This is a genomic window from Streptomyces sp. NBC_00271, assembly GCF_036178845.1.
In the GTDB taxonomy this organism is placed as follows: Bacteria; Actinomycetota; Actinomycetes; order Streptomycetales; family Streptomycetaceae; genus Streptomyces.
This window is the reverse complement of the sequence record NZ_CP108070.1, coordinates 580,619-597,680: the sequence shown is the minus strand read 5'-3', so window position 1 is coordinate 597,680 and position 17,062 is coordinate 580,619. Positions and strand designations below refer to the sequence as shown.

The window sequence follows — 17,062 nt, the reverse complement described above, 5'->3', positions numbered from 1 at the left end:
GATCGTGTCGATGCCGGCCCGGAGTGCCGGTTCGCCTCGTCTGTCCTTGTCCTTGTGTGGTTCAGGCGGTGGGCGGGATGACGACCTCGACGGATCCGGTGGCCACGTCATACACGAGTCCTGAGACGAGGAAGTCGGGCCTGCGGACTTCCTGCCGGATGATGCCGACGTCTACATGCACCGAGCCGTAGGGGTCGCTGACGGACTTGGCGGCGAGTTCGCCCTGGGGAATCTCGAAGTACTCGGCGAGGAGGTCCTCGAAGGGCGCCAGATCGGTCATGCCGCAGTCGGTGTGGTGGAGGATGACCAGGTTCCAGAGCCCGCTCGCCTTGCCGTCCGGGTTGGCCTCGCCGACCTTGCGGAGCATCTTCATGCTGCGCAAGGTCGCGGGGGTGATGCGGCCGCCCACGTTGCGGATCACGGCCGCTTCACCGTGCCTGACACCCAGGACGTGTGAGGGGTCCACACGCGGGTCGACGCACCCGATGACCATCATGTTGCCGGTCGGGTTGATGGTCAGGCTCGGCCCGGTCAGATACGTCCCAGTGACGAAGTCGGTGTTGCGCCTGACCAGTTCCGCAATGTCGGTCATGCCGTCTCCAGATGATTCGCAGGGCTGACGTGCCCGGCCCGGAAAGGTCGGGGACTGGGACGGCCGGGCCGGCAGGTCGCCCTCCCCTGGTCCTGGCGGAGCTACGGCGCGACGACGGTCTCGACCTGGCCCGTGGCCACGTCGTAGAGGAGCCCGGAGACACGTACCCCTTCCAACCGGGTCTCGGCGCGCAGAGCGGCGACGTCGTGGGCAATGGCGGCGCGCGGGTCGCTGACCGCCTGCTCGGCCAGGCCCTGCTCGTCGGTCTCGAAGTAGGGGGTGAGCAGGTCGGGTTGGTCCTCCAGGAGAGTGATGCCGCAGTGCGTGTGCTGCAGGACGATCACCTCCCATCCGAGACCGAGATCGCCACCTGCTGCCTGCGTCACCTTGCGGAGCATCATCATCTCCTCCAGCGTGCGCGGGGTGACGCGGCCGCCGACGTTGCGGATGGTTGCGATCTCGCCCGGCTCCGCACCGAGGACCGCCTCGGGATCGACGCGCGGGTCCACGCAGCCGATGACGATCGTCTTCAGGGCCGGCATCATGCGCAGGCCCTCGGTGAACTGCGTCTTCGCGAAGTCGGCGTTGCGGCCGGTGAGAGTTTCGACGACACCCATGGTGTGCCCCTCCAGCTAGTGAGTCCACTTTCTGGACTCAGTCAGGTGTACCGTAACAGCGTGAGTCCAGAATCGATACCAACCCCGCGGGAATGCTCGCTGACCGACGCACTCGAGGTTCTCGGCGACCGTTACTCGCTGCCCGTACTGCGAGAACTGCTGTACGGCTTCCACCGCTTCTCCGACCTGGCCAAGCTCACCGGCGCGCCTCGCACCTTGCTGACCGGCCGCCTGCGGCGGCTCGAAGAGGCGGGCGTCATCGTGCGGCGGCAGTACTCGCAACACCCAGTCCGTTTCGAGTACCACCTCACGCAGGCCGGGGTAGATCTCGTCCCCGTGATCCTCACGCTCACGGAGTGGGGAGAGCGGCACACCGGCCACGACAAGCCCAAGACGGTCTTCCAGCACAGCTGCGGAGCCGAGCTGCATCCGCTGGTGACGTGCAACTGCTGCCGCCAGGAGATCCGCCCCGGCGAGTTCGAGGTCGTGGGTGACACACATACCCCGGTGGCGGGCACCTAGCAGGCCTGTGCACGCGGGGCATCGGCACAGTCCGCAGGTACGACCGTCCGGATGGACGGATGCTGCGGACGCAGACGCAAGCCGGGCCGACGAACTTTTCGCAGGCCGCGCCTCGCCGACGACGGGAGCCGCGGTGACCATTCATGTATTTGCCTCCGGACTCGCGTTCCGGCCGGGAGGCAGTCTCGATGGGTTCCAGAGGTCTCGGATGGTCCACGGCTGAGACATTCACCTGCGAGAGGCAGAGGCCTGGGCACCCGTCCACGAAAGTTGGCACAAGATCAACGATGCAACGGGTGCTGGTGCGCCGCCAGTGAGCGTGTGTTGTCGTGCACACCCTGCATAGAGGTGTGCACGATTCCAAGAACGACGGGGCCAGGACGCGCCCCGCACACCACCCGCGCTGAAAGAGGTCGGCTCGGCTCTCGCCGCCTTGCCGAGCGTCGGCGCAGAGGGCTGCGGCGCACAGACAGGTGAACCGTGTCAGGCCCCGCCCCTGGCTGGCGCAGCTCAGCCCAGGTAGAAATCCCGGCGCGCGGCGACGAACTCCTCGATCGTCTGGGCGGGTACGCCCGTCACACGCATGACGTCGTCGGACGCGCGGTCGTAGCGGTTTTCCTGGTGCAGCCGTGCCATGGTGACGATGTGCTGCTCGATGTGCGGCGGCAGACCGAGCTTCCCGAGCACCTCGGCCCGCCACCACTCCAGCGGCACCTCTACGTAGGAGACCGGTTGCCCCAGCGCCCGTGAGAACTCCTCGGCCATCTCCGTCATGGTGACCGAGCGGGGCCCGGTGAGCTCGTAGATGTTGCCGATGTGGGCTGCCGGGTCGCGAAGCACGGTGGCCACCACCCGCACGACGTCAGCGACGGCAACCGGCGACGTGCGCCCGGTTCCAAACGGCAGCGGGATCGTGCCATTCTCCCGGATCGAGCGCGCCAGTAGAGCGGTGAACAGCGGACTGTCCAGAAATGATGTCGGCCTGATGTGTACCACCGGCAGGCCAGACCAGTTCAATACCTGCTCCGCCAACCAGTGCAGCCGCTGCTGGTGCGACTCCGCCGTACTGATGGCGGTCATCTGCGACACCGTCATCTGCGACATGCCCACCAGGGCGTTCAGTTTGCCGTGCTCCCGCGCGACGGTGGCCACCACGGTCGCTGCCAGCAGGTGGTCCGGAGACACGGGCATCGCAAAGTACATCTGGCCGACGCCCGCCAGCGCGGCCGCGACGCTCTCGGGACGGGTGAGATCGCCGATGACGACCTCTGCGCCGAACGTGCGCAGCTCGGCCGCACGTTCGTCGTCGCGGCGGACCATCACCCGCACCGGCACGTCCTGCGTGCGCAATTGCTCGATAACGGCGCGGCCCACGCCCCCGGCGCCGGTGATGAGAACAAGGTTGCTGGCAGCCATCTGTCGATCTCCTGATGAGCATCTGATTGACGCGTGATCACACATATGATTGTGGAGAAGGTGTGGGATGTGCAGCGCCGAGGGTGCGCGCGTCGGCCGAGAGCAAGCGTCGGCCGCGCGGCTGGAATCGGCCGGTCTTTGCGGGCAACATGCCGCGGACCGTGAAGTCGCCCAGGGAGCAGCTGTCGCCATGCTGCCTGAAGTAGTGCTGAATTCTATGCTTGAGAAATCTCAGTTATCTCGCAGGAGTACCTGTGCCACGGCCTTGGGATCGTCCCATTGCACCCAGTGCCGGGCGTCGATCGGATGCATTTGCGAGTCCGGAAACAGCCCGGCCAGGTGTTCTGCGACCCCCGTGTTGAGGTAGGGGTCGTTCACTCCGAAGGCAATGTCGACTGGGAATTGCAGGGACGCCAGCTGACCTGATGCGATCACGTCGTTGGTGATGGCTACGTCGTCGAAGAGCCGGCCTGTCCAAGCTCGGATTGCGTCAAGAGCGTCTGGCTGTGAGTCACTTCCGAAGAACTGGGGGATGATCGCCTTCTGCCGGATGTCCGCTGTGGGCCCATAGCCGAACTGCTGGGCGGTGTACTCAAGCAGCCACTGCCTCTGGGCAGGGTCCTGCATGAGGGCGTCCGCGAGGAGGACGAGATGGGGATCGCCCAGCAGGCGAATCATCTCCGGGAAGCGCAAAGTCGGGGAGTCGCCGAAAAAGCAGTTCAGGAGCACCATGCGCGCGACACGGTCAGGATGCGCAAGGGCGTACTCGACTGCGACGGGGCCGCCGGCGTCGTGACCCACGATGATGACCTGGTCGAGGTTCAGCTGGTCGATGACGGCCGCGGTTTCGCTGAGGCGCTGGCCGTCGGCGACAGGGGAAGTCTGTGATCGCTCAGACTGCCCGTAGCCGAGGAAGTCGAAGGTGATCACCCTGCGGGGCTGGAGTTCCGATGCGAGCTTGTTGTAGATGGTCGAGTCGTCCGGGTATCCGTGGAGGAGGAGGAAGGGAATTCCCAGACCTGGGTAATCCTTCACTGCCAGGAAACCCCAAGGTGTTGAGACCTTGTGCCGGACTGGTGCAGGTACTGTCATGACCGCTCCTTGTTCAGATTCCCACATCGACTTGATCGGGGCATTTTCCGAATAAACCATTAGGGCTTGGGGTTCACGGCGACTCGACCCTGGATGCATGTCAGGCAAACGTATGGCAACTCGAGTTGCCGCCCTTGTCAACCTTAATCCCATTTTTTGCGTTGCGCAGCGCGAAGGAAGGGTATGCAGCGGTTATTCGGTATGTAGATGGGATCAGGGGTGCCCTGATCGCACCACCGGAGTCCTGTTGCCGTGACCCTCGTAGACAGGTCGATCCGACCTTATTTCTCTTCACCCGACGGCAATGCACGGCATTACGAAATCAACCCCTCAATCATTTTCGGGTACGAAAAGCGGATACGTGCTCATTGTGTCCATCGGCATGGCTGGCCGACCAGAGGCGCAGGCGATTCGTGCAGCTACTGCAGGGGAGCGTGCACGATTTGAGCATCGACGTCGGTTACCGTCTCTGATTTCTTCTGTGCAGGTTGCAGGTCGCGCCATTCACGAGGAGACATTCCGTAAGCCGCGCGAAAGATCCTGCCGAAGTTGGACATGTCGGTGAAGCCCCAGCGACGCGCAACGGTCTCAATGGTGGTAAGGCGAGCAGCTGGCCGCCTGAATTCGTTGCGGCATTCTTCAAGGCGATGCGTTCGTATCCAGTCCGCCAGGGAGATACCCCCTTCCGCCATCACTTTGTAGAGGCGACGGACGGACATGTGGTGCGCGGCTGCGACCTGGACGGCGTTCAGGCCCGGCTCCGCCAGGTGAGCGCGGGCGTACTCAAGGATGCGCAGCAGCAACGTGGACTGCAGGGACTCCTTCGCGAGGTGTACGGCATCGAGATGAGTGGTGATCACAGCTCTGAGGAGGTCGATGGTGGGCTGGCCTAGCGCCTCGGCACCCGGGCCGGCGAAGTGACTGTGCCTAGTGGCCAGTTGCCGCAGGTGGCTCGCGGTCAACTCCGCAATCGGATCACCAGGGCTGAGGGTGACCGCGGAGATCTGGCTGAGCAGCGCGTGGGGCAAGGCCAGCCGGTTGACCGGAATGCGGAAGAAGTGCTGCCCTATGCCGTTCCGGTCCGCGATGATGTAAGGGAGTGTCGACTGGTAGAGGACGAGGTCGCCGGGCAGCAGCGGTGTCTCACGGTCAGCCTGACTTACGGTGCTGGAGCCCGACATCTGAAGGCCGACGAAGACGCTGGGTTCCAGGTCATCCCTGACAGATCGCGTGGTGCGCCGCACCTGGGTTGCGTTCGACCGGACCGTGCACACGGTCAGCGGTCCTAGATCAGATGTGACGCCGCTCGCCTGCACTTGCCGGCCCCGGGTGGGGAAGTCGATGTCGACGCGGCCGGTGATGTTGGCGATGACCTCGCGCACGGCTTCGGCCCGGTTCTCAGGCGTGAACTCTTGAATGTCCCAGTACCGCACCATTAGGTCAGCCACCTTTGTTCATGACGGAAGTGCTTTTGGTGTCGGGGCGCACGGGCTTCTGCGACATGTTCACCACCGCGTGCCCACGTGCTTCATGGGCAGGCTGCGCGAACAGTGCCGTCGCCTGGATCAGGCCCAGCTCGACCGGATGCGCGAAATGCGCCGATTCGAGCCCCGTCAGCGCAGAGCTGCAGTTTCCAGCTCAAGCAGATCCCGACGACCATCTCCGCCCTGGCGGCCCGCAAGCGCCGTGACCATGTGCCGTCGGAGTGCGCGAGCGCAGGCCCCCGCTGCAGCAATGGCTCGGCGCGTGTGTATCGACCTTGCCCGCAGCGCCGGCAACAGCGACGACGCCGCTGAGTGACATGGAATGCCCCCTGTGCCGGTGGCCTAGGCCGTGCCGAGGGATGACCTCAAATGGTTTGATTTTTGAACTGCTACTCACGCTAGCGCTGACTGGTTTGGTATGCAAACCGTGACTCGATATGCTGAAAAACACCTGAATATCAGGTAGACGGGTACGTCGATCGGCAGGGACAAGCTGGGGCACAGTCGTGGGGCGGGACCGTTGCGGCCGGTGCTCACCCGCAAGCCCAGGCCTGGATCGCCGAGTTCAGCCAAGCCATGCGGCCCTACGTACACGGCGCCTACGTGAACGCCCCCAACATCGGCATGCAGGACTGGGAAACCTGCGGGTGCCGATTATTACGTCCGAGCTGGTCAGGCCGCGTGTGCGTACTCGTGGAAGAGGCCGCCGAGTCGGTCGCGTCGACGGATGTCGAGGTGGTCGAGTCGGTCCGGTTCGGTGATCGGTTCGCGGAGCGGCCGAAGGGGAGCTGCGCTGTGCAGGGTGCGGTGAGGCCGATGCTGGTTGTAGATCGACTCGAACTCGCCGAGCGCGTGGAGCAGGTGGGCCTGGTTCAAGATCAAGGTGCGGTCGAGGAGCTCGTGCCGGCAGGTCTGTACCCAGCGCTCCATGATCGAGTTCATGCGGGGAACGCGGATGCCGGTGGTGACGATCTCGATGCCCTCGGCCTCAAAGACGGCATCGAACGCGCCAGTGAACTTGCTGTCGCGGTCCCTGATCAGGTATCGGACGGTGGCGCCGGCATCCTGGAGGTCCATGACCGCGTTCCTTGCGGTCTGGGTGACCCAGTCCGCAGTAGGGTGGGCGGTCGCGCCGAGGATGCGGATGCGGCGGTTTGCGTGCTCGATGACGGCGAAGACGTACAGCGTCGCACCGTTGAGGGTGGTGGCGGTGAAGAAGTCGCAGGCCAGGATCGCGTGGGCCTGGCCGCGCAGGAATGCGGCCCAGGTCTGACGGTTGCGTTCGGGCGCTGGCTCGATCCCGTGCGCCCGCAGGATCTCCCAGACCGTGGATGGTGCGACCTTGATGCCGAGCACGGCGAGTTCGCCGTGGATGCGCCGATACCCCCAGGAGCTGTTCTCGCGGGCCAAGCGCAGGACAAGGGCCTGGATGGAGCGACGGGCTGGCGGCCTGCCGGACCGCTTGCGACGAGAGGCTTCGGCGTGACGACGGCGCATGAGGTCACGGTGCCACCGCAGGACCGTGTCCGGGGAGACGATCAGGTGCAGCTGCCGCAGTTTGGGTCTGGGGAGCTGGTGGAGAAGCGCGGCCAGGAAAGCGCGGTCCGCCGGGGTGACGCGCGGCCTGTTGATCTGCCTCTGTAGGACAGCCAACTGGTGGCGCAGCGTCAATATCTCGATGTCCCTGTCCACAGCGCTCATCGGCAGCAGCCGTATGAAGGCGAACACGCTTGACACGGTGAGGTAGGGCAGTCGCAACAGCACGATCCACCAGCCTGACACGACCCATCCGACGATCACTGACCGTTCGTGAGGATCTGCAGGTCACAGATCATGGATGGGGTTTTCGGCACCCGCAGGATGTTGGCCAGCATCGTCTGCAGGTTCTCCTTGGCCTCCAGCAGCTGACCCCTGCTGGAGCCCTTGGGGGTGTAGAAGTCGCAGCGTGCGCAGGCCATGCGGTGCTGGCTCTGCTCGAAGACCGGGCGTCATGGCGGGTCTCGTCACCTCGGTGGCGACTGTGCTTCGGGGCCGCCGCCGTGCCACTCGATCAGGTGCGAGTCGGCTACATCGATCTCGTCGACACCTTCCAGCCCCGCGTACCGGAGGAAGACGGTCAGCTCGCCGAGCGAGTGTGCGGTGCCGATGAGCTCTCCGTTGACGCGCACCCGTCGGCTGCCGTCTGTCCGGGATGGCGGGTACACGATGACGTCGAGCTCTCCGGGCATGGTTTCAGGCTCGCTCGGGCTGCCCGGATGCGCATCCGGACTGCGGGCTCAGAGCCCCCGAGCAGCGCGCGCCGGACGGTGTGACGCTCGTAGGCTGGCTTTTGTAGGGTCTCGCCGCCCGTGGCCAACGGCGACCTGTGACCTGGTGTTTGTCGCGCTGTCTCACGGCTTGGTCAACCGGTCCAGTCTCACGGCCGTGTCCGAATCCTCGGAGCGGCCACCGATGGGCAAGAATCCGACCTGCGGAGTCTCGCGAGTGGCCGCCGCTTGGCCACCGTTCGTGAGATTCGGCCACGGAATCTGAGATCCCACAGCTTTCTCGCGGTACGTCGCGGAGGTCTGCCATGCCCCGAACCATCTGGTCAGGCGCCATCTCGTTCGGCCTGGTCACGGTGCCCATCCACGTCGTGAGCGCCACCGAGGATCACAGCGTCCGCTTCCACCAGGTTCACCTCGAGGACATGGCCCGCGTCCGCGTCCGGAAATACTGCTCGCTGGAGGACCGCGAGGTCACACAGAGCGAAATCGGGAAGGGCTACGAGCTGTCCAAGGACACGATCGTCCCGGTGCTCGACGAAGAACTGCAACAGATGCCGCTGCCGACGGCGAAGGCCATCGAGCTGGTGGCGTTCATGCCGGCGGAGAGCATCGACCCCATCCGGGTGGGGGACGGCTACTACCTGCAGCCGGACGGGAAGGTCGCGGCGAAGCCGTACAAGCTCTTGGCCCAGGCGCTCGAGCGGTCGTCGAAGGTGGCGGTCGCCAAGTTCGCCTGGAGCGGACGCGAACGCCTGGGCCTGCTTCGGGTCCGTGACGGCGTGATCGTGCTGCATTCGATGCGGTGGGACGACGAGATCCGCGACCCGTCCGAGCTGGCGCCCGGCGCGGTGGAGCTCACCGACGAGGAGATCGCCGAAGCGGAGCTGCTGATCGACGGCCTGACCCGCGACGACCTCGAAGGCGAAGAGTTCACCGACCAGTACACCGAGGCCGTGGAACAGCTCATCGAGGCGAAGCGCGAAGGCCACGAACCTCCGCAGACGCCCGGGCGAGAGGCGCCGACCGGGGAGGTCGTGGACCTGATGGCCGCCCTCCAGGAGTCCGTCACCAAGGCCCGGACCGCACGCGGCGAGGACGCCACCGTCCACGACATGCCGAAAAAGCCCGCGGCCAAGAAGACGGCGAAGAAGCAGCCCGCCAAGAAGACCGCCGCGAAGAAGACGACCAAGAAGGCGACGGCCCGGAAACCGCGCGGCGCCTAGGGCGACAGATCACCCTGGCGCCGTCCATACCTCGGGTCCGCCACCGCGCCAGTCGATGAGTTCGGGGTCGTCGATCGTCGTGTCCGCCTCAGGTAGGCCTGCGAGGCGCATGAGCTCGACCAGGTCCAGCAGGTGATAAGCCGTGCCGACTGGCTCGCCGCGGATCGTCACCTGCCGGCCGCCGTCCGGCTGCGGCGGGTGCACCACCACCGACACACTCCCGGGCACAGTCCCAGCCTCTCACTCGGACAGTCTGGATACACGTCTGCGCAGGTCATTCCAGGTAGCCGAGTTCCGATTCCGGCCGGCAGTGCGTGCGGCCGGCAGTACGTGCGGCGATGCCGTCGGCGAGTGCCCGGAGCGCCGGTCCCGCTGTACACCGCGGCTGCGCTTCCCCGCCATGTGGCAGCCGCCGACGTGGAATACACAGCTTGCCGTCCGTCGAGGCCCTGCTCGATGAGTCAGTCTGGGTCGGGCGGCCGGGCCTGTTCGCTGTGTCGGCGCTTGGCCTGCCGTCGCTCTTCGCGAACGCCTCGCTGACGGCGTTGAGTCGAAACACGACCCGACACGGCCCATGGACCGAGTCACGCCCAAGCGACGACAGGCCCGGCGAAAGCGCCGGAGCCGTATTCGCTGCCGCGGTCGCTGTGGCGCCCTTCACGTCACCGCCGCGGGTGACCGCGGTCACTACCACGCGCCGGGCTCCCGACGCCGCGGCGAACCGCTCGTAGTAGCGGCCGACCCGTGTGACGTCCACGGCTGTCTCCATACCGTGATGCCATATATATGGCTTTGCTCCTATTACGCGCTATAGCCTAATTTCCACTTATTTATTTGATGTTGCAATCGGCAGCAGCGCCTGTGCGGCGTTCTCTGCGATCGTCAGGAATTGGTATGGCCGTCACAGGACAATCGGACTCGGACGGCGCTCCGGTCGTGGGTCAGCCGACAGTCGGGCATCCCAGTGTGTTCCGGGATCTGCTTCCCATGGCGGTCTGGGCCGTCGACCACGACGGGCGTGTCTGGCAGTGGGCGCTGGCGGCTGAACAGCTGCTGGGCTGGCGGCCCGAGGAGATCCTGGGCCAGGACGGCCTCCCACTGCTGGTCCCGGAGTGCAACCATGAATTGGCAGCCGACCTCATGGACGGGGCTCAGGCCGGTGAGAGCGTAGTCGGGGCGTACCCGGTGCGGCATCGGGACGGGCATCTGGTCGACATGGAGATGTGGATCTGCCCGATCGCCGACCCTCGGGGACGGCCCGGCATGACGGTCATCGCCGCCGAGACCTCATCCGTGCGGCGAATGCGGGACTCGCTGGCCGCTTTGGAAGGACTGTTCGGCCAGTCACCGATCGGCCTGGCACTCCTCGACCAGGAGCTGCGCTACGTGCGGGTCAACGGCGCACTCGCCGACATGAACGGCCTGCCTGCAGCCGACCATGTCGGTAAGCGCATCCATCACGTGGTTCCCGGCATTGATCACGCGGCGGTGGAAGCGTCCATGCGGCGCGTACTCCAAACCGGCCGCGCCGTGACTGATGTCCGCACCGGCCGCACCGCCGCCGCCCCCGAACAGGACCGCGTCTGGTCATGCTCCTACGCCCCGTTGACCGACGGCGACGGTGAGCGGCTCGGCGTGATTGCCTCAGTCATCGACATCACCGAGAACCAAGCCGACCATCTGAGAGCCGAGCGGGCCCGCCAGCGGTTCGCGCTGCTGGCCGAGGCCGGCGAGCGCATCGGCACCACCTTGGACCTGCGGCAAGCGGCCCGAGGGCTGGCCCAGATACTGGTGCCGCAGCTCGCCGACACCGCCGAGGTGCTCGTGTGGGAAGACGTCGTCGCCCCCGACGACGTGTGCGTCTCCGCCCAGGGCCTGCTGCATCGCCTGGCCGTGGCGGGGCCCGGGCCGGCACGGCCCGCCGGTGGGCCTGCACCAGAGATGACCTGCCGCATCCCGCCCGGATCGGTGTACACAACCGTTCTTGCCGAAGCCCGCCCCCGCACTGTGCCCCTGCCGCTACCCACAATGAACACCGTGCCCGCCGACCCCATGGCCGGCCTCTTTGCCTGCAGCGCGCCAGGAACGGCCCGCCTGATCCCCCTCGATGCCCGGGGCAAAGTGCTCGGCTTGGTCATCGCCACCCGTACCCGCAGCGAACCATTCGACGAACAAGACACGGTGCTGATCAATGAACTCGTGGCCCGGGCCGCGCTGAACATCGACAACGCCCGCCTGTACGCCAGCCGCCGCGAAGCGGCCCTCACCCTGCAGCGCAGCCTCCTCAAGCCACTGCCCACCGTGCCCGGACTCGAACTCGCCAGTGGCTACCTCCCGGCCAGCAGCGACAACGAAGTGGGGGGCGACTGGCTCGATGTCCTCACCCTCTCTGACAACAAGACCGGCCTGATCATCGGAGACGTCATGGGACACGGCATCCGTGCCGCGGCGTTCATGGGCCAGCTGCGGACCATGGCCCGCGCCCTGGCCTCCCAGAGCGTGCCCCCCATCGACCTGCTGCAGCAGCTGGACGCCACTGTGGCCGACTTCGGCGACAGTGAGCTGGCCACCTGCGCCTACGCGGTCTACGACCCCGCCACCGCCAGCTGCCTGATCACCCGCGCCGGCCATCCTCCGCCACTCCTCGTCGACCCCCACGGCGCCGTGCGGTTCCTCGACGGGACCTGTGGTCCACCTCTGGGCGCCCCTTTTAGTGACGCCTTCGAGTCCGAACGCGTCCCCCTGCCGCCGGGCAGCTTTCTCGCCCTGTACACCGATGGGCTCATCGAAAGCCACGACCACGATCTGGACCACGGCCTGGGCCGACTGGCCCACGCACTAGGACAATCTCGCCCGACACTCTGCGAGACCCGTGACCATGTCTTCAGCCAACTCCTGCCCGCACCACTGCACGATGACGTCGCCATCCTCCTGGCCCGGCCACGATGATCAACCGGTGCCGAGCCGAGACGACGCTCCGGCCGGCTGGCGCCCAACGGCTCTACGCCGAGCGGCAGAAGACCATCCAGCAGACCGCCGACATGTTCGGCGAGCCCCCGGCGATGGTGTACGGACACTTACGGCTGCGGGGCAGTAAGAAAGACCAAACGGCGCGGAACCAGGCCGTCGCACGACGACCCGGCTCTTCGCCCCCCTGGGCCTGGACCACCCATGCCCCCGTGTCTGGTGACCAGAACGACAAGTGAACCGGCCCGGCGCGGGCTCGGCCGGCCAGCCGCGCGCGACCAGACGTTTCGACCGCAGCGCCTCCACCCGCGCCGGCACTACGTCCATGCCGAAGCCCGCGGCCATCTCCTGGCAGGTCAGCGGTCCCTGACCAAGCCGGGCCCGGTCCGCGAGCGCCTTGAGAATGCGCTGGTAGTCCAACGACAGCACCCCAGGCCAGCCCCTCACACCACACCGGCACCTGCGACCTCGGCTTCACCGCATCCCGGGGCGCCGACTGCGCGTCCGCATCCCGCACATCCGGGGTGACCTCCGTGCCAGCGGTGTCGCCGCCGTCCGGAGCCAGCACCGCATTGACCCGCCTGCGGGCGATCATCCACTCCTGCCATTCCAGCTCGGCCACGGCCAACTCGGCGACCGAGGAGGCCGAGGAGCCGGGCGGCCAGGTCGTCGACCTGATGGCCGCCCTGCAGGAGAGCGTCCGCAAGGCGCAGGCCGCACGCGGCGAGGACGCCGGCGATGCCGAGGTCCACGAGATGCCGACGGCCAAGAAGAAGACGGCCGGGAAGACGGCGAGGAAGGCGCCTGCCAAGAAGACCGCGAAGAAGTCCGCGGCGGCGAAGAAGCCGGCCCGGCGGCAGCGGGGCGCCTAGGGCGACGTTCCGTACTGCTCGCCCGACGTCGATGAGCGCCTCGGGCGAGGTCACAGAGCGGGCCATATCGACGCGGACACCGGAACCGGCGCCTGGCCCCACGCTCCCGACCTCACCATGGTCGCCCTCGCCCTGATCGGCGCCGTGCTTCGCCATGGCGTACCCGAGCCTGAGGCAGTGTCATGGCAGATGGGGGCTCCCCGGGGTCCCCGGGGCATGCGCCAGACTCCCGCCATGAGCACCACGCGACGCCGACTCGGCACGGGCCCGACCGTCACCAGGAGCACGCCGTCCACGGAGGAATCCCCACGGCTTCTGCCCGTCGAACGAGTTGACCTCGGGGGACTTCCGGAGGCTCCTGAGCCGGGCAATCCGGAGCTGACGCGGTCGCACCGAAGGCCGCTTCGCTCTCCTGCAGTGGGGGACTGACTAACAACTGCCTCGGACTCCGCCTAGCGAACTACTGCTGAGCGGGTGGCTCAGGCCGGTTCAGCACCATTCGCAGGAGGTGGAAGGCTCGCTCACCGGCCGATTCCCGCGCGTACAGCGCCGTGAGCAAGATCGCTACTGGCACGGCAAGTTCAACACTTGCCGCGACGAGCGCAAAGGTCGGAAAAGCGACGGCGACCACTGCTTGCGGCGCCAGGAGTCCCGCTCCGACAGCCAACTGACGGACACGAGTGCCCAGGGGTGATGCGGCGTCATCCTGTATGACCTGTGACTGAACGCTGCGGGACTTCTTCTTCGCCACGGGAGGCCCTTCGGGGGACAGAAAAACGTCCCGCGTGCTGCAGGCGGGCTGTCCCGGGCAAGTTCCTCACTCCCGGCCGTCCTCCGGATGCTTTCCAGTGCCTCCGGCCACCACGCCTCGTACTCCCACGTGAGGGGAACGAAGGGCCAGCAGCTCTACGTGTCGGCGTCCTGGTGAAGGTCCAGGAAGAACCGCAGAAGCACGCCGGGCTCGCCGGGCTCCCGGGTCGTACGGTCCGATGGCGCGATGGCGCGATGGCGCACCGCGCGGCGAGCAGTTCCTGGACCGCGAAGGCGGTCCCGCCATCTGCGGCCGCGACCTCCACCACGGCCAGGCCCGGCACGGCCACATGCGCGTCATTGATCTGCCTCATGCCTGGCATGACGTGCCGGCGCCCCCGGAGGTTCTCCCGTCCGAACAGCTTCACCCGACCGGGTATGCAGCTACGCGCGCGTGCTGACGTAGCGCAGGGTCGGACCCCACTGCTCCATCACGGGCGCCATGCACCACTGGCACAGCGGACAGCCGCCACTGCCGTACTTGTGTGTCTTGCGCTGGCACCCGGCGCAGAGGCCGACCCGGTCACCGGGGCAGGTCAGCGCGGACGGGTCGGGCTCCGTGATCGGAGGTGCGGGAGTTGTCATCATGGATCCTGTTCCGGGTGCCGACCCTTGCTGTCAGTCGAGGATGCGGAGCTGGGCGTCGGGCTTGCAGTGGGTGCAGGCGCGCACGCCCGAGGTGAGGAGCTGGCGGGCTTCGTCGCGCGGGACGGAGCGTCGTCGTTTGCCCGCGGCGTAACAGCCGCCGACGTGCACCTCGATGGGCGGGCGTCCGTTGCCGATACCGAGTTCGACAATCCAGTCCGGCTCCTGTGGCCGGTTGTTCCGGCCCTGTTCCTGTTCGGCTTCCCGCTCCTGAAGGGCGGCGATCTTGGTGTCGATGCGCTGCAGCCACATGGCGTGCCACACCCGCAGGGTGAGCAGTCGTGCCAGGTCAGGCGGCAGGTCATCGAACATGTTTCCGATTCTAGATCTGAGAGCGATAGGGTTCGCCGTCTCGCGTGTTCGAAGTCTAGTTCGATAACGTGGGGTGGAGGAGGTGGGTGTCATGGAGGCAGGGACTGAGGCATGGCGGGTGGCGAGTGTGATGCATGTGCGCTGCCCGGACCGGCTCCCGGAGGACGTCTACCGGCAGGTCCTCGAGCAGTTGGCGGAGCTGTCCCCGGTCGTCCAGGCGCTGCCCCCGTCGGCGGCCCTGGTGGAGCTGAAGGGCGCGCTGCGCTACCACGGCGTGGACGGGCGTCGGCTGGGGGAGGTGCTGCGGGTGCGGACCATCTCCCGGCTGGGCGTCGACGTGAGGGTCGGGATCGGGCCCACCGTCACGGTCGCGGCCACGGCCTCCGGTCAGATCACGGAGCCGGGCGGCGTCCTCGCCATCGACTCCCGCCAGGCGGCCGACTGGCTCGGACCGCTGCCCGTGGAAGCCCTCCACGGCATCGGCCCCCGCCAGGCCCAGGCCCTGCGCGACTACGGCGTGCACTGCGTCGGCCTGCTCGCCGCCGTTCCGCCGGCGACGGTGCAGCGCCTTCTGGGCGGCCGGGCCGGACGCCAGGCGGCCGACCGGGCCCGCGGCATCGACCCCCGCCCCGTCACTCCGCGTGCCCTGCCCGCTTCCGCGAGCGTGAGCCGCACCTTCCCCCGGCACACCCTGGACGGCGCCGCTGTCAGAGCGGCCCTGCTCGACCTGGTCGTCACCCTCGCCCACCAGCTCCGTGGTCGGGGCCAGGCGGCCCGCGGTCTGACCCTGACCCTGCGCTTCGCCGGAGGCACCACGTGGGAGAAGACCCGCCGGCTCCCGGAGGCCTCCGCTCACGACGACGATCTGCGCACGCCGGCGTACCGGTTGATCGATGCGGCAGGACTTCAGCGAGGCCGCCTCACCGGGATCACGATGAAGGGCGAGGACCTGGTCGCCGCCGGCCAGGTGGCCGAACAGATCAGCTTCGACGGCGCGCGCGAAGCCCGGCTGGTCGCCGAAGAAGTCAGCGACCGCATCCGCGCCAAGTTCGGGACCGGCGCGATCCGCCCCGCCACCACACTCCTGCGCGTCTCCTGACCCCTCCGACCCCACCCGTGGAGGCGAGAGCCGTGCTGCTCCAACCGCCAGGACTTCCAGGCCTGTTGCCCCGCACTTTGCCGCACTGGCCGTACGCCACCGCGGTGGACCAGGCGCTGGTCGACCGCGGTGTCCCGCCGGGCACCGTCCGCCTCAACCTGGGCGCCCGCCCGGACGAGCGGATGCGTATCCGGCTGAGCTGGGATGTGAGCCGCTGCGTCGGTCCGGGCGGAATCCGTCTCCTGTGGCACGAGGAGACGGGCTGGGCGTACGCCTACGTCGGCCCCGGATACTCCATCCCCCGCGGGCCGGTCACCTCACTCCGGCGCGTCTACGCGACACCCAAGGCGGTCGCCGCCGCGGCCGACTCCCTCGTACACACCGGACGTCCGCCCGCCGAAGCCCACGAACAGGAGTGGCTGCAGGCGGACGCGGTACGCGCCGCGATTGACGCGTGCCGTTCGCGCTGAGCAGGCGAAGAGGCCTGCGACGCCGCGGTATTGGCCCCTTCGGGGCGGGTACCTCTACGTGCCGAGCTCCTGTCGCAGGTCCAGGTAGCAGCGCAGCTGTACGCCGGGCTCGCCGGGCACGCGTGTCGTACGGTCCGCCGTCGCGGTCACCCACCGCGTGGCGAGTACTTCCTGCAGGGCGAAGGCCGTCTGGTCGTCGGCGGCCGCGACTTCCACGACGGCCAGCCCCGGCTCCGCCACATGCGCGTCATTGATCTGCCTCATGCCTGGCACGACGTGCCGACGCCTCCGGAGGTTTTCCCGTCCGAACGGCTTCACCCGACCGGTACGCAGCTACGCGCGTGTGCTGATGTAGCGCGCGGTCGGACCCCACCGCTCCATCACGGGCGCCATGCACCACTGGCACAGCGGACAGCCGCCACCAGCAACCGGACCTGGCTGCGCACCACAGGGCGTACGCAACAACGGCCGGAGCCGAAAGGCTCCGGCCGTTGGGCGACAGGCATGCCAATGTCCACGGGCTGGGAACAGCCGTTGGTCTTACCGGTCGGCCCACGCGGACAGGCGGGCGGCGTCAGCAGGCGGGGCGCTGCCGTGGACACCGCTCAGACCCTGTCATCTAGGGGTAGATGTATACGTCAACAGGCGTTCCGTAATACACGTCGCTGCCGGTC

General features: G+C 67.3%; 20 protein-coding genes and 2 pseudogenes. 6 read left to right on the top strand and 16 right to left on the bottom strand.

The features are described from left to right. Nucleotides 1–61: 61 nt before the first annotated feature. Together OG798_RS03150 and OG798_RS03145 are read right to left on the bottom strand one after the other, a co-directional pair. On the bottom strand, nt 62–592 hold the full coding sequence (locus OG798_RS03150) for a carbonic anhydrase (protein WP_328756173.1): 531 nt from the start codon (nt 590–592) through the stop codon (nt 62–64). 101 nt (nt 593–693) lie between these two features. After that, on the bottom strand, nt 694–1,209 hold the full coding sequence (locus tag OG798_RS03145) for a carbonic anhydrase (RefSeq protein ID WP_328756171.1): 516 nt from the start codon (nt 1,207–1,209) through the stop codon (nt 694–696). Nucleotides 1,210–1,269: 60 nt separating this feature from the next. Between OG798_RS03145 and OG798_RS03140 the strand changes: the two genes are divergently transcribed. Further along, nucleotides 1,270–1,731 (top strand): winged helix-turn-helix transcriptional regulator, encoded by a 462-nt coding sequence (locus OG798_RS03140; protein ID WP_328756170.1) that lies wholly within the window; start codon nt 1,270–1,272, stop codon nt 1,729–1,731. A 510-nt stretch (nt 1,732–2,241) separates the two neighbouring features. On the opposite strand, the gene OG798_RS03135 is transcribed toward OG798_RS03140, so the two are convergent. The 6 genes from OG798_RS03135 to OG798_RS03110 form a co-directional block, all read right to left on the bottom strand. Further along, the gene (locus OG798_RS03135; protein ID WP_328756169.1) at nt 2,242–3,147 is read right to left on the bottom strand and encodes an NmrA family NAD(P)-binding protein; all 906 of its coding nucleotides are present in this window, start codon (nt 3,145–3,147) and stop codon (nt 2,242–2,244) included. Between the two features lie 231 nt (nt 3,148–3,378). After that, nucleotides 3,379–4,239, bottom strand: coding sequence for an alpha/beta fold hydrolase (locus OG798_RS03130; protein WP_328756168.1), 861 nt, complete (start codon nt 4,237–4,239; stop codon nt 3,379–3,381). A gap of 419 nt (nt 4,240–4,658) precedes the next feature. After that, nucleotides 4,659–5,675: a helix-turn-helix domain-containing protein gene (locus OG798_RS03125; protein ID WP_328756167.1), complete on the bottom strand. Its 1,017-nt coding sequence runs from the start codon at nt 5,673–5,675 to the stop codon at nt 4,659–4,661. A 720-nt stretch (nt 5,676–6,395) separates the two neighbouring features. Further along, on the bottom strand, nt 6,396–7,487 hold the full coding sequence (locus OG798_RS03120) for an integrase core domain-containing protein (RefSeq protein WP_121418125.1): 1,092 nt from the start codon (nt 7,485–7,487) through the stop codon (nt 6,396–6,398). 32 nt (nt 7,488–7,519) lie between these two features. Next, entirely contained in the window at nt 7,520–7,681 is a 162-nt protein-coding gene (locus tag OG798_RS03115; protein ID WP_328756166.1) for a hypothetical protein, read from the bottom strand. A 45-nt stretch (nt 7,682–7,726) separates the two neighbouring features. Continuing rightward, the gene (locus OG798_RS03110; RefSeq protein WP_328756164.1) at nt 7,727–7,951 is read right to left on the bottom strand and encodes a hypothetical protein; all 225 of its coding nucleotides are present in this window, start codon (nt 7,949–7,951) and stop codon (nt 7,727–7,729) included. Between the two features lie 344 nt (nt 7,952–8,295). Here OG798_RS03110 and ku point away from each other — a divergent pair, with 344 nt between their 5' ends. After that, nucleotides 8,296–9,213: a non-homologous end joining protein Ku gene (gene ku, locus OG798_RS03105; protein ID WP_328756162.1), complete on the top strand. Its 918-nt coding sequence runs from the start codon at nt 8,296–8,298 to the stop codon at nt 9,211–9,213. A gap of 9 nt (nt 9,214–9,222) precedes the next feature. Here ku and OG798_RS03100 read toward each other — a convergent pair whose 3' ends face one another. Beyond that, a complete protein-coding gene (locus tag OG798_RS03100; protein ID WP_266639931.1) occupies nt 9,223–9,441 on the bottom strand; it encodes a hypothetical protein in 219 nt (72 codons plus the stop codon). Between the two features lie 759 nt (nt 9,442–10,200). Here OG798_RS03100 and OG798_RS03090 point away from each other — a divergent pair. After that, entirely contained in the window at nt 10,201–12,162 is a 1,962-nt protein-coding gene (locus OG798_RS03090) for a SpoIIE family protein phosphatase (RefSeq protein WP_328756161.1), read from the top strand. 216 nt (nt 12,163–12,378) lie between these two features. Here the strand turns inward: OG798_RS03090 and OG798_RS03085 are convergent. Then, a pseudogene (locus OG798_RS03085) lies at nt 12,379–12,808 on the bottom strand (hypothetical protein); the annotation flags it as partial. On the opposite strand from OG798_RS03085, the gene OG798_RS03080 reads away from it, so the two are divergent. Continuing rightward, complete coding sequence (locus OG798_RS03080) at nt 12,714–13,052, top strand: hypothetical protein (protein ID WP_328760223.1); 339 nt, start codon at nt 12,714–12,716, stop codon at nt 13,050–13,052. The pseudogene OG798_RS03085 and the gene OG798_RS03080 sit on opposite strands and share 95 nt — an antisense overlap. Before the next feature lie 460 nt (nt 13,053–13,512). On the opposite strand, the gene OG798_RS03075 is transcribed toward OG798_RS03080, so the two are convergent. The 5 genes and pseudogenes from OG798_RS03075 to OG798_RS03055 form a co-directional block, all read right to left on the bottom strand. Then, the gene (locus OG798_RS03075; protein ID WP_328756160.1) at nt 13,513–13,803 is read right to left on the bottom strand and encodes a hypothetical protein; all 291 of its coding nucleotides are present in this window, start codon (nt 13,801–13,803) and stop codon (nt 13,513–13,515) included. A 155-nt stretch (nt 13,804–13,958) separates the two neighbouring features. Next, on the bottom strand, nt 13,959–14,066 hold the full coding sequence (locus OG798_RS03070) for a DUF6207 family protein (RefSeq protein WP_328756159.1): 108 nt from the start codon (nt 14,064–14,066) through the stop codon (nt 13,959–13,961). 50 nt (nt 14,067–14,116) lie between these two features. Beyond that, nucleotides 14,117–14,176 (bottom strand): annotated as a pseudogene (locus OG798_RS03065) (DUF6207 family protein); the annotation flags it as partial. A gap of 70 nt (nt 14,177–14,246) precedes the next feature. After that, on the bottom strand, nt 14,247–14,450 hold the full coding sequence (locus OG798_RS03060; protein WP_328756157.1) for a hypothetical protein: 204 nt from the start codon (nt 14,448–14,450) through the stop codon (nt 14,247–14,249). Nucleotides 14,451–14,480: 30 nt separating this feature from the next. Continuing rightward, nucleotides 14,481–14,819, bottom strand: a complete 339-nt coding sequence (locus OG798_RS03055) for a DUF6233 domain-containing protein (protein WP_328756156.1) — start codon at nt 14,817–14,819, stop codon at nt 14,481–14,483. A 91-nt stretch (nt 14,820–14,910) separates the two neighbouring features. Between OG798_RS03055 and OG798_RS03050 the strand changes: the two genes are divergently transcribed. Both OG798_RS03050 and OG798_RS03045 read left to right on the top strand, forming a co-directional pair. Further along, entirely contained in the window at nt 14,911–15,918 is a 1,008-nt protein-coding gene (locus tag OG798_RS03050) for a DNA polymerase Y family protein (protein WP_328756154.1), read from the top strand. Between the two features lie 65 nt (nt 15,919–15,983). Then, a complete protein-coding gene (locus OG798_RS03045; protein ID WP_328756153.1) occupies nt 15,984–16,388 on the top strand; it encodes a hypothetical protein in 405 nt (134 codons plus the stop codon). Nucleotides 16,389–16,442: 54 nt separating this feature from the next. Here OG798_RS03045 and OG798_RS03040 read toward each other — a convergent pair whose 3' ends face one another. Continuing rightward, nucleotides 16,443–16,652, bottom strand: coding sequence for a DUF6207 family protein (locus tag OG798_RS03040; protein WP_328756152.1), 210 nt, complete (start codon nt 16,650–16,652; stop codon nt 16,443–16,445). Nucleotides 16,653–17,062: the final 410 nt, after the last annotated feature.

Coding starts and splice junctions, on each gene's coding strand:
- OG798_RS03150 (WP_328756173.1), bottom strand. CDS start 592: ATGACCGACATTGCGGAACTGGTCAGGCGCAACACCGACTTCGTCACT.
- OG798_RS03055 (WP_328756156.1), bottom strand. CDS start 14,819: ATGTTCGATGACCTGCCGCCTGACCTGGCACGACTGCTCACCCTGCGG.
- OG798_RS03115 (WP_328756166.1), bottom strand. CDS start 7,681: ATGGCCTGCGCACGCTGCGACTTCTACACCCCCAAGGGCTCCAGCAGG.
- OG798_RS03145 (WP_328756171.1), bottom strand. CDS start 1,209: ATGGGTGTCGTCGAAACTCTCACCGGCCGCAACGCCGACTTCGCGAAG.
- ku (WP_328756162.1), top strand. CDS start 8,296: ATGCCCCGAACCATCTGGTCAGGCGCCATCTCGTTCGGCCTGGTCACG.
- OG798_RS03125 (WP_328756167.1), bottom strand. CDS start 5,675: ATGGTGCGGTACTGGGACATTCAAGAGTTCACGCCTGAGAACCGGGCC.
- OG798_RS03090 (WP_328756161.1), top strand. CDS start 10,201: ATGGCGGTCTGGGCCGTCGACCACGACGGGCGTGTCTGGCAGTGGGCG.
- OG798_RS03060 (WP_328756157.1), bottom strand. CDS start 14,450: ATGATGACAACTCCCGCACCTCCGATCACGGAGCCCGACCCGTCCGCG.
- OG798_RS03130 (WP_328756168.1), bottom strand. CDS start 4,239: ATGACAGTACCTGCACCAGTCCGGCACAAGGTCTCAACACCTTGGGGT.
- OG798_RS03050 (WP_328756154.1), top strand. CDS start 14,911: ATGGAGGCAGGGACTGAGGCATGGCGGGTGGCGAGTGTGATGCATGTG.
- OG798_RS03110 (WP_328756164.1), bottom strand. CDS start 7,951: ATGCCCGGAGAGCTCGACGTCATCGTGTACCCGCCATCCCGGACAGAC.
- OG798_RS03040 (WP_328756152.1), bottom strand. CDS start 16,652: ATGAGGCAGATCAATGACGCGCATGTGGCGGAGCCGGGGCTGGCCGTC.
- OG798_RS03135 (WP_328756169.1), bottom strand. CDS start 3,147: ATGGCTGCCAGCAACCTTGTTCTCATCACCGGCGCCGGGGGCGTGGGC.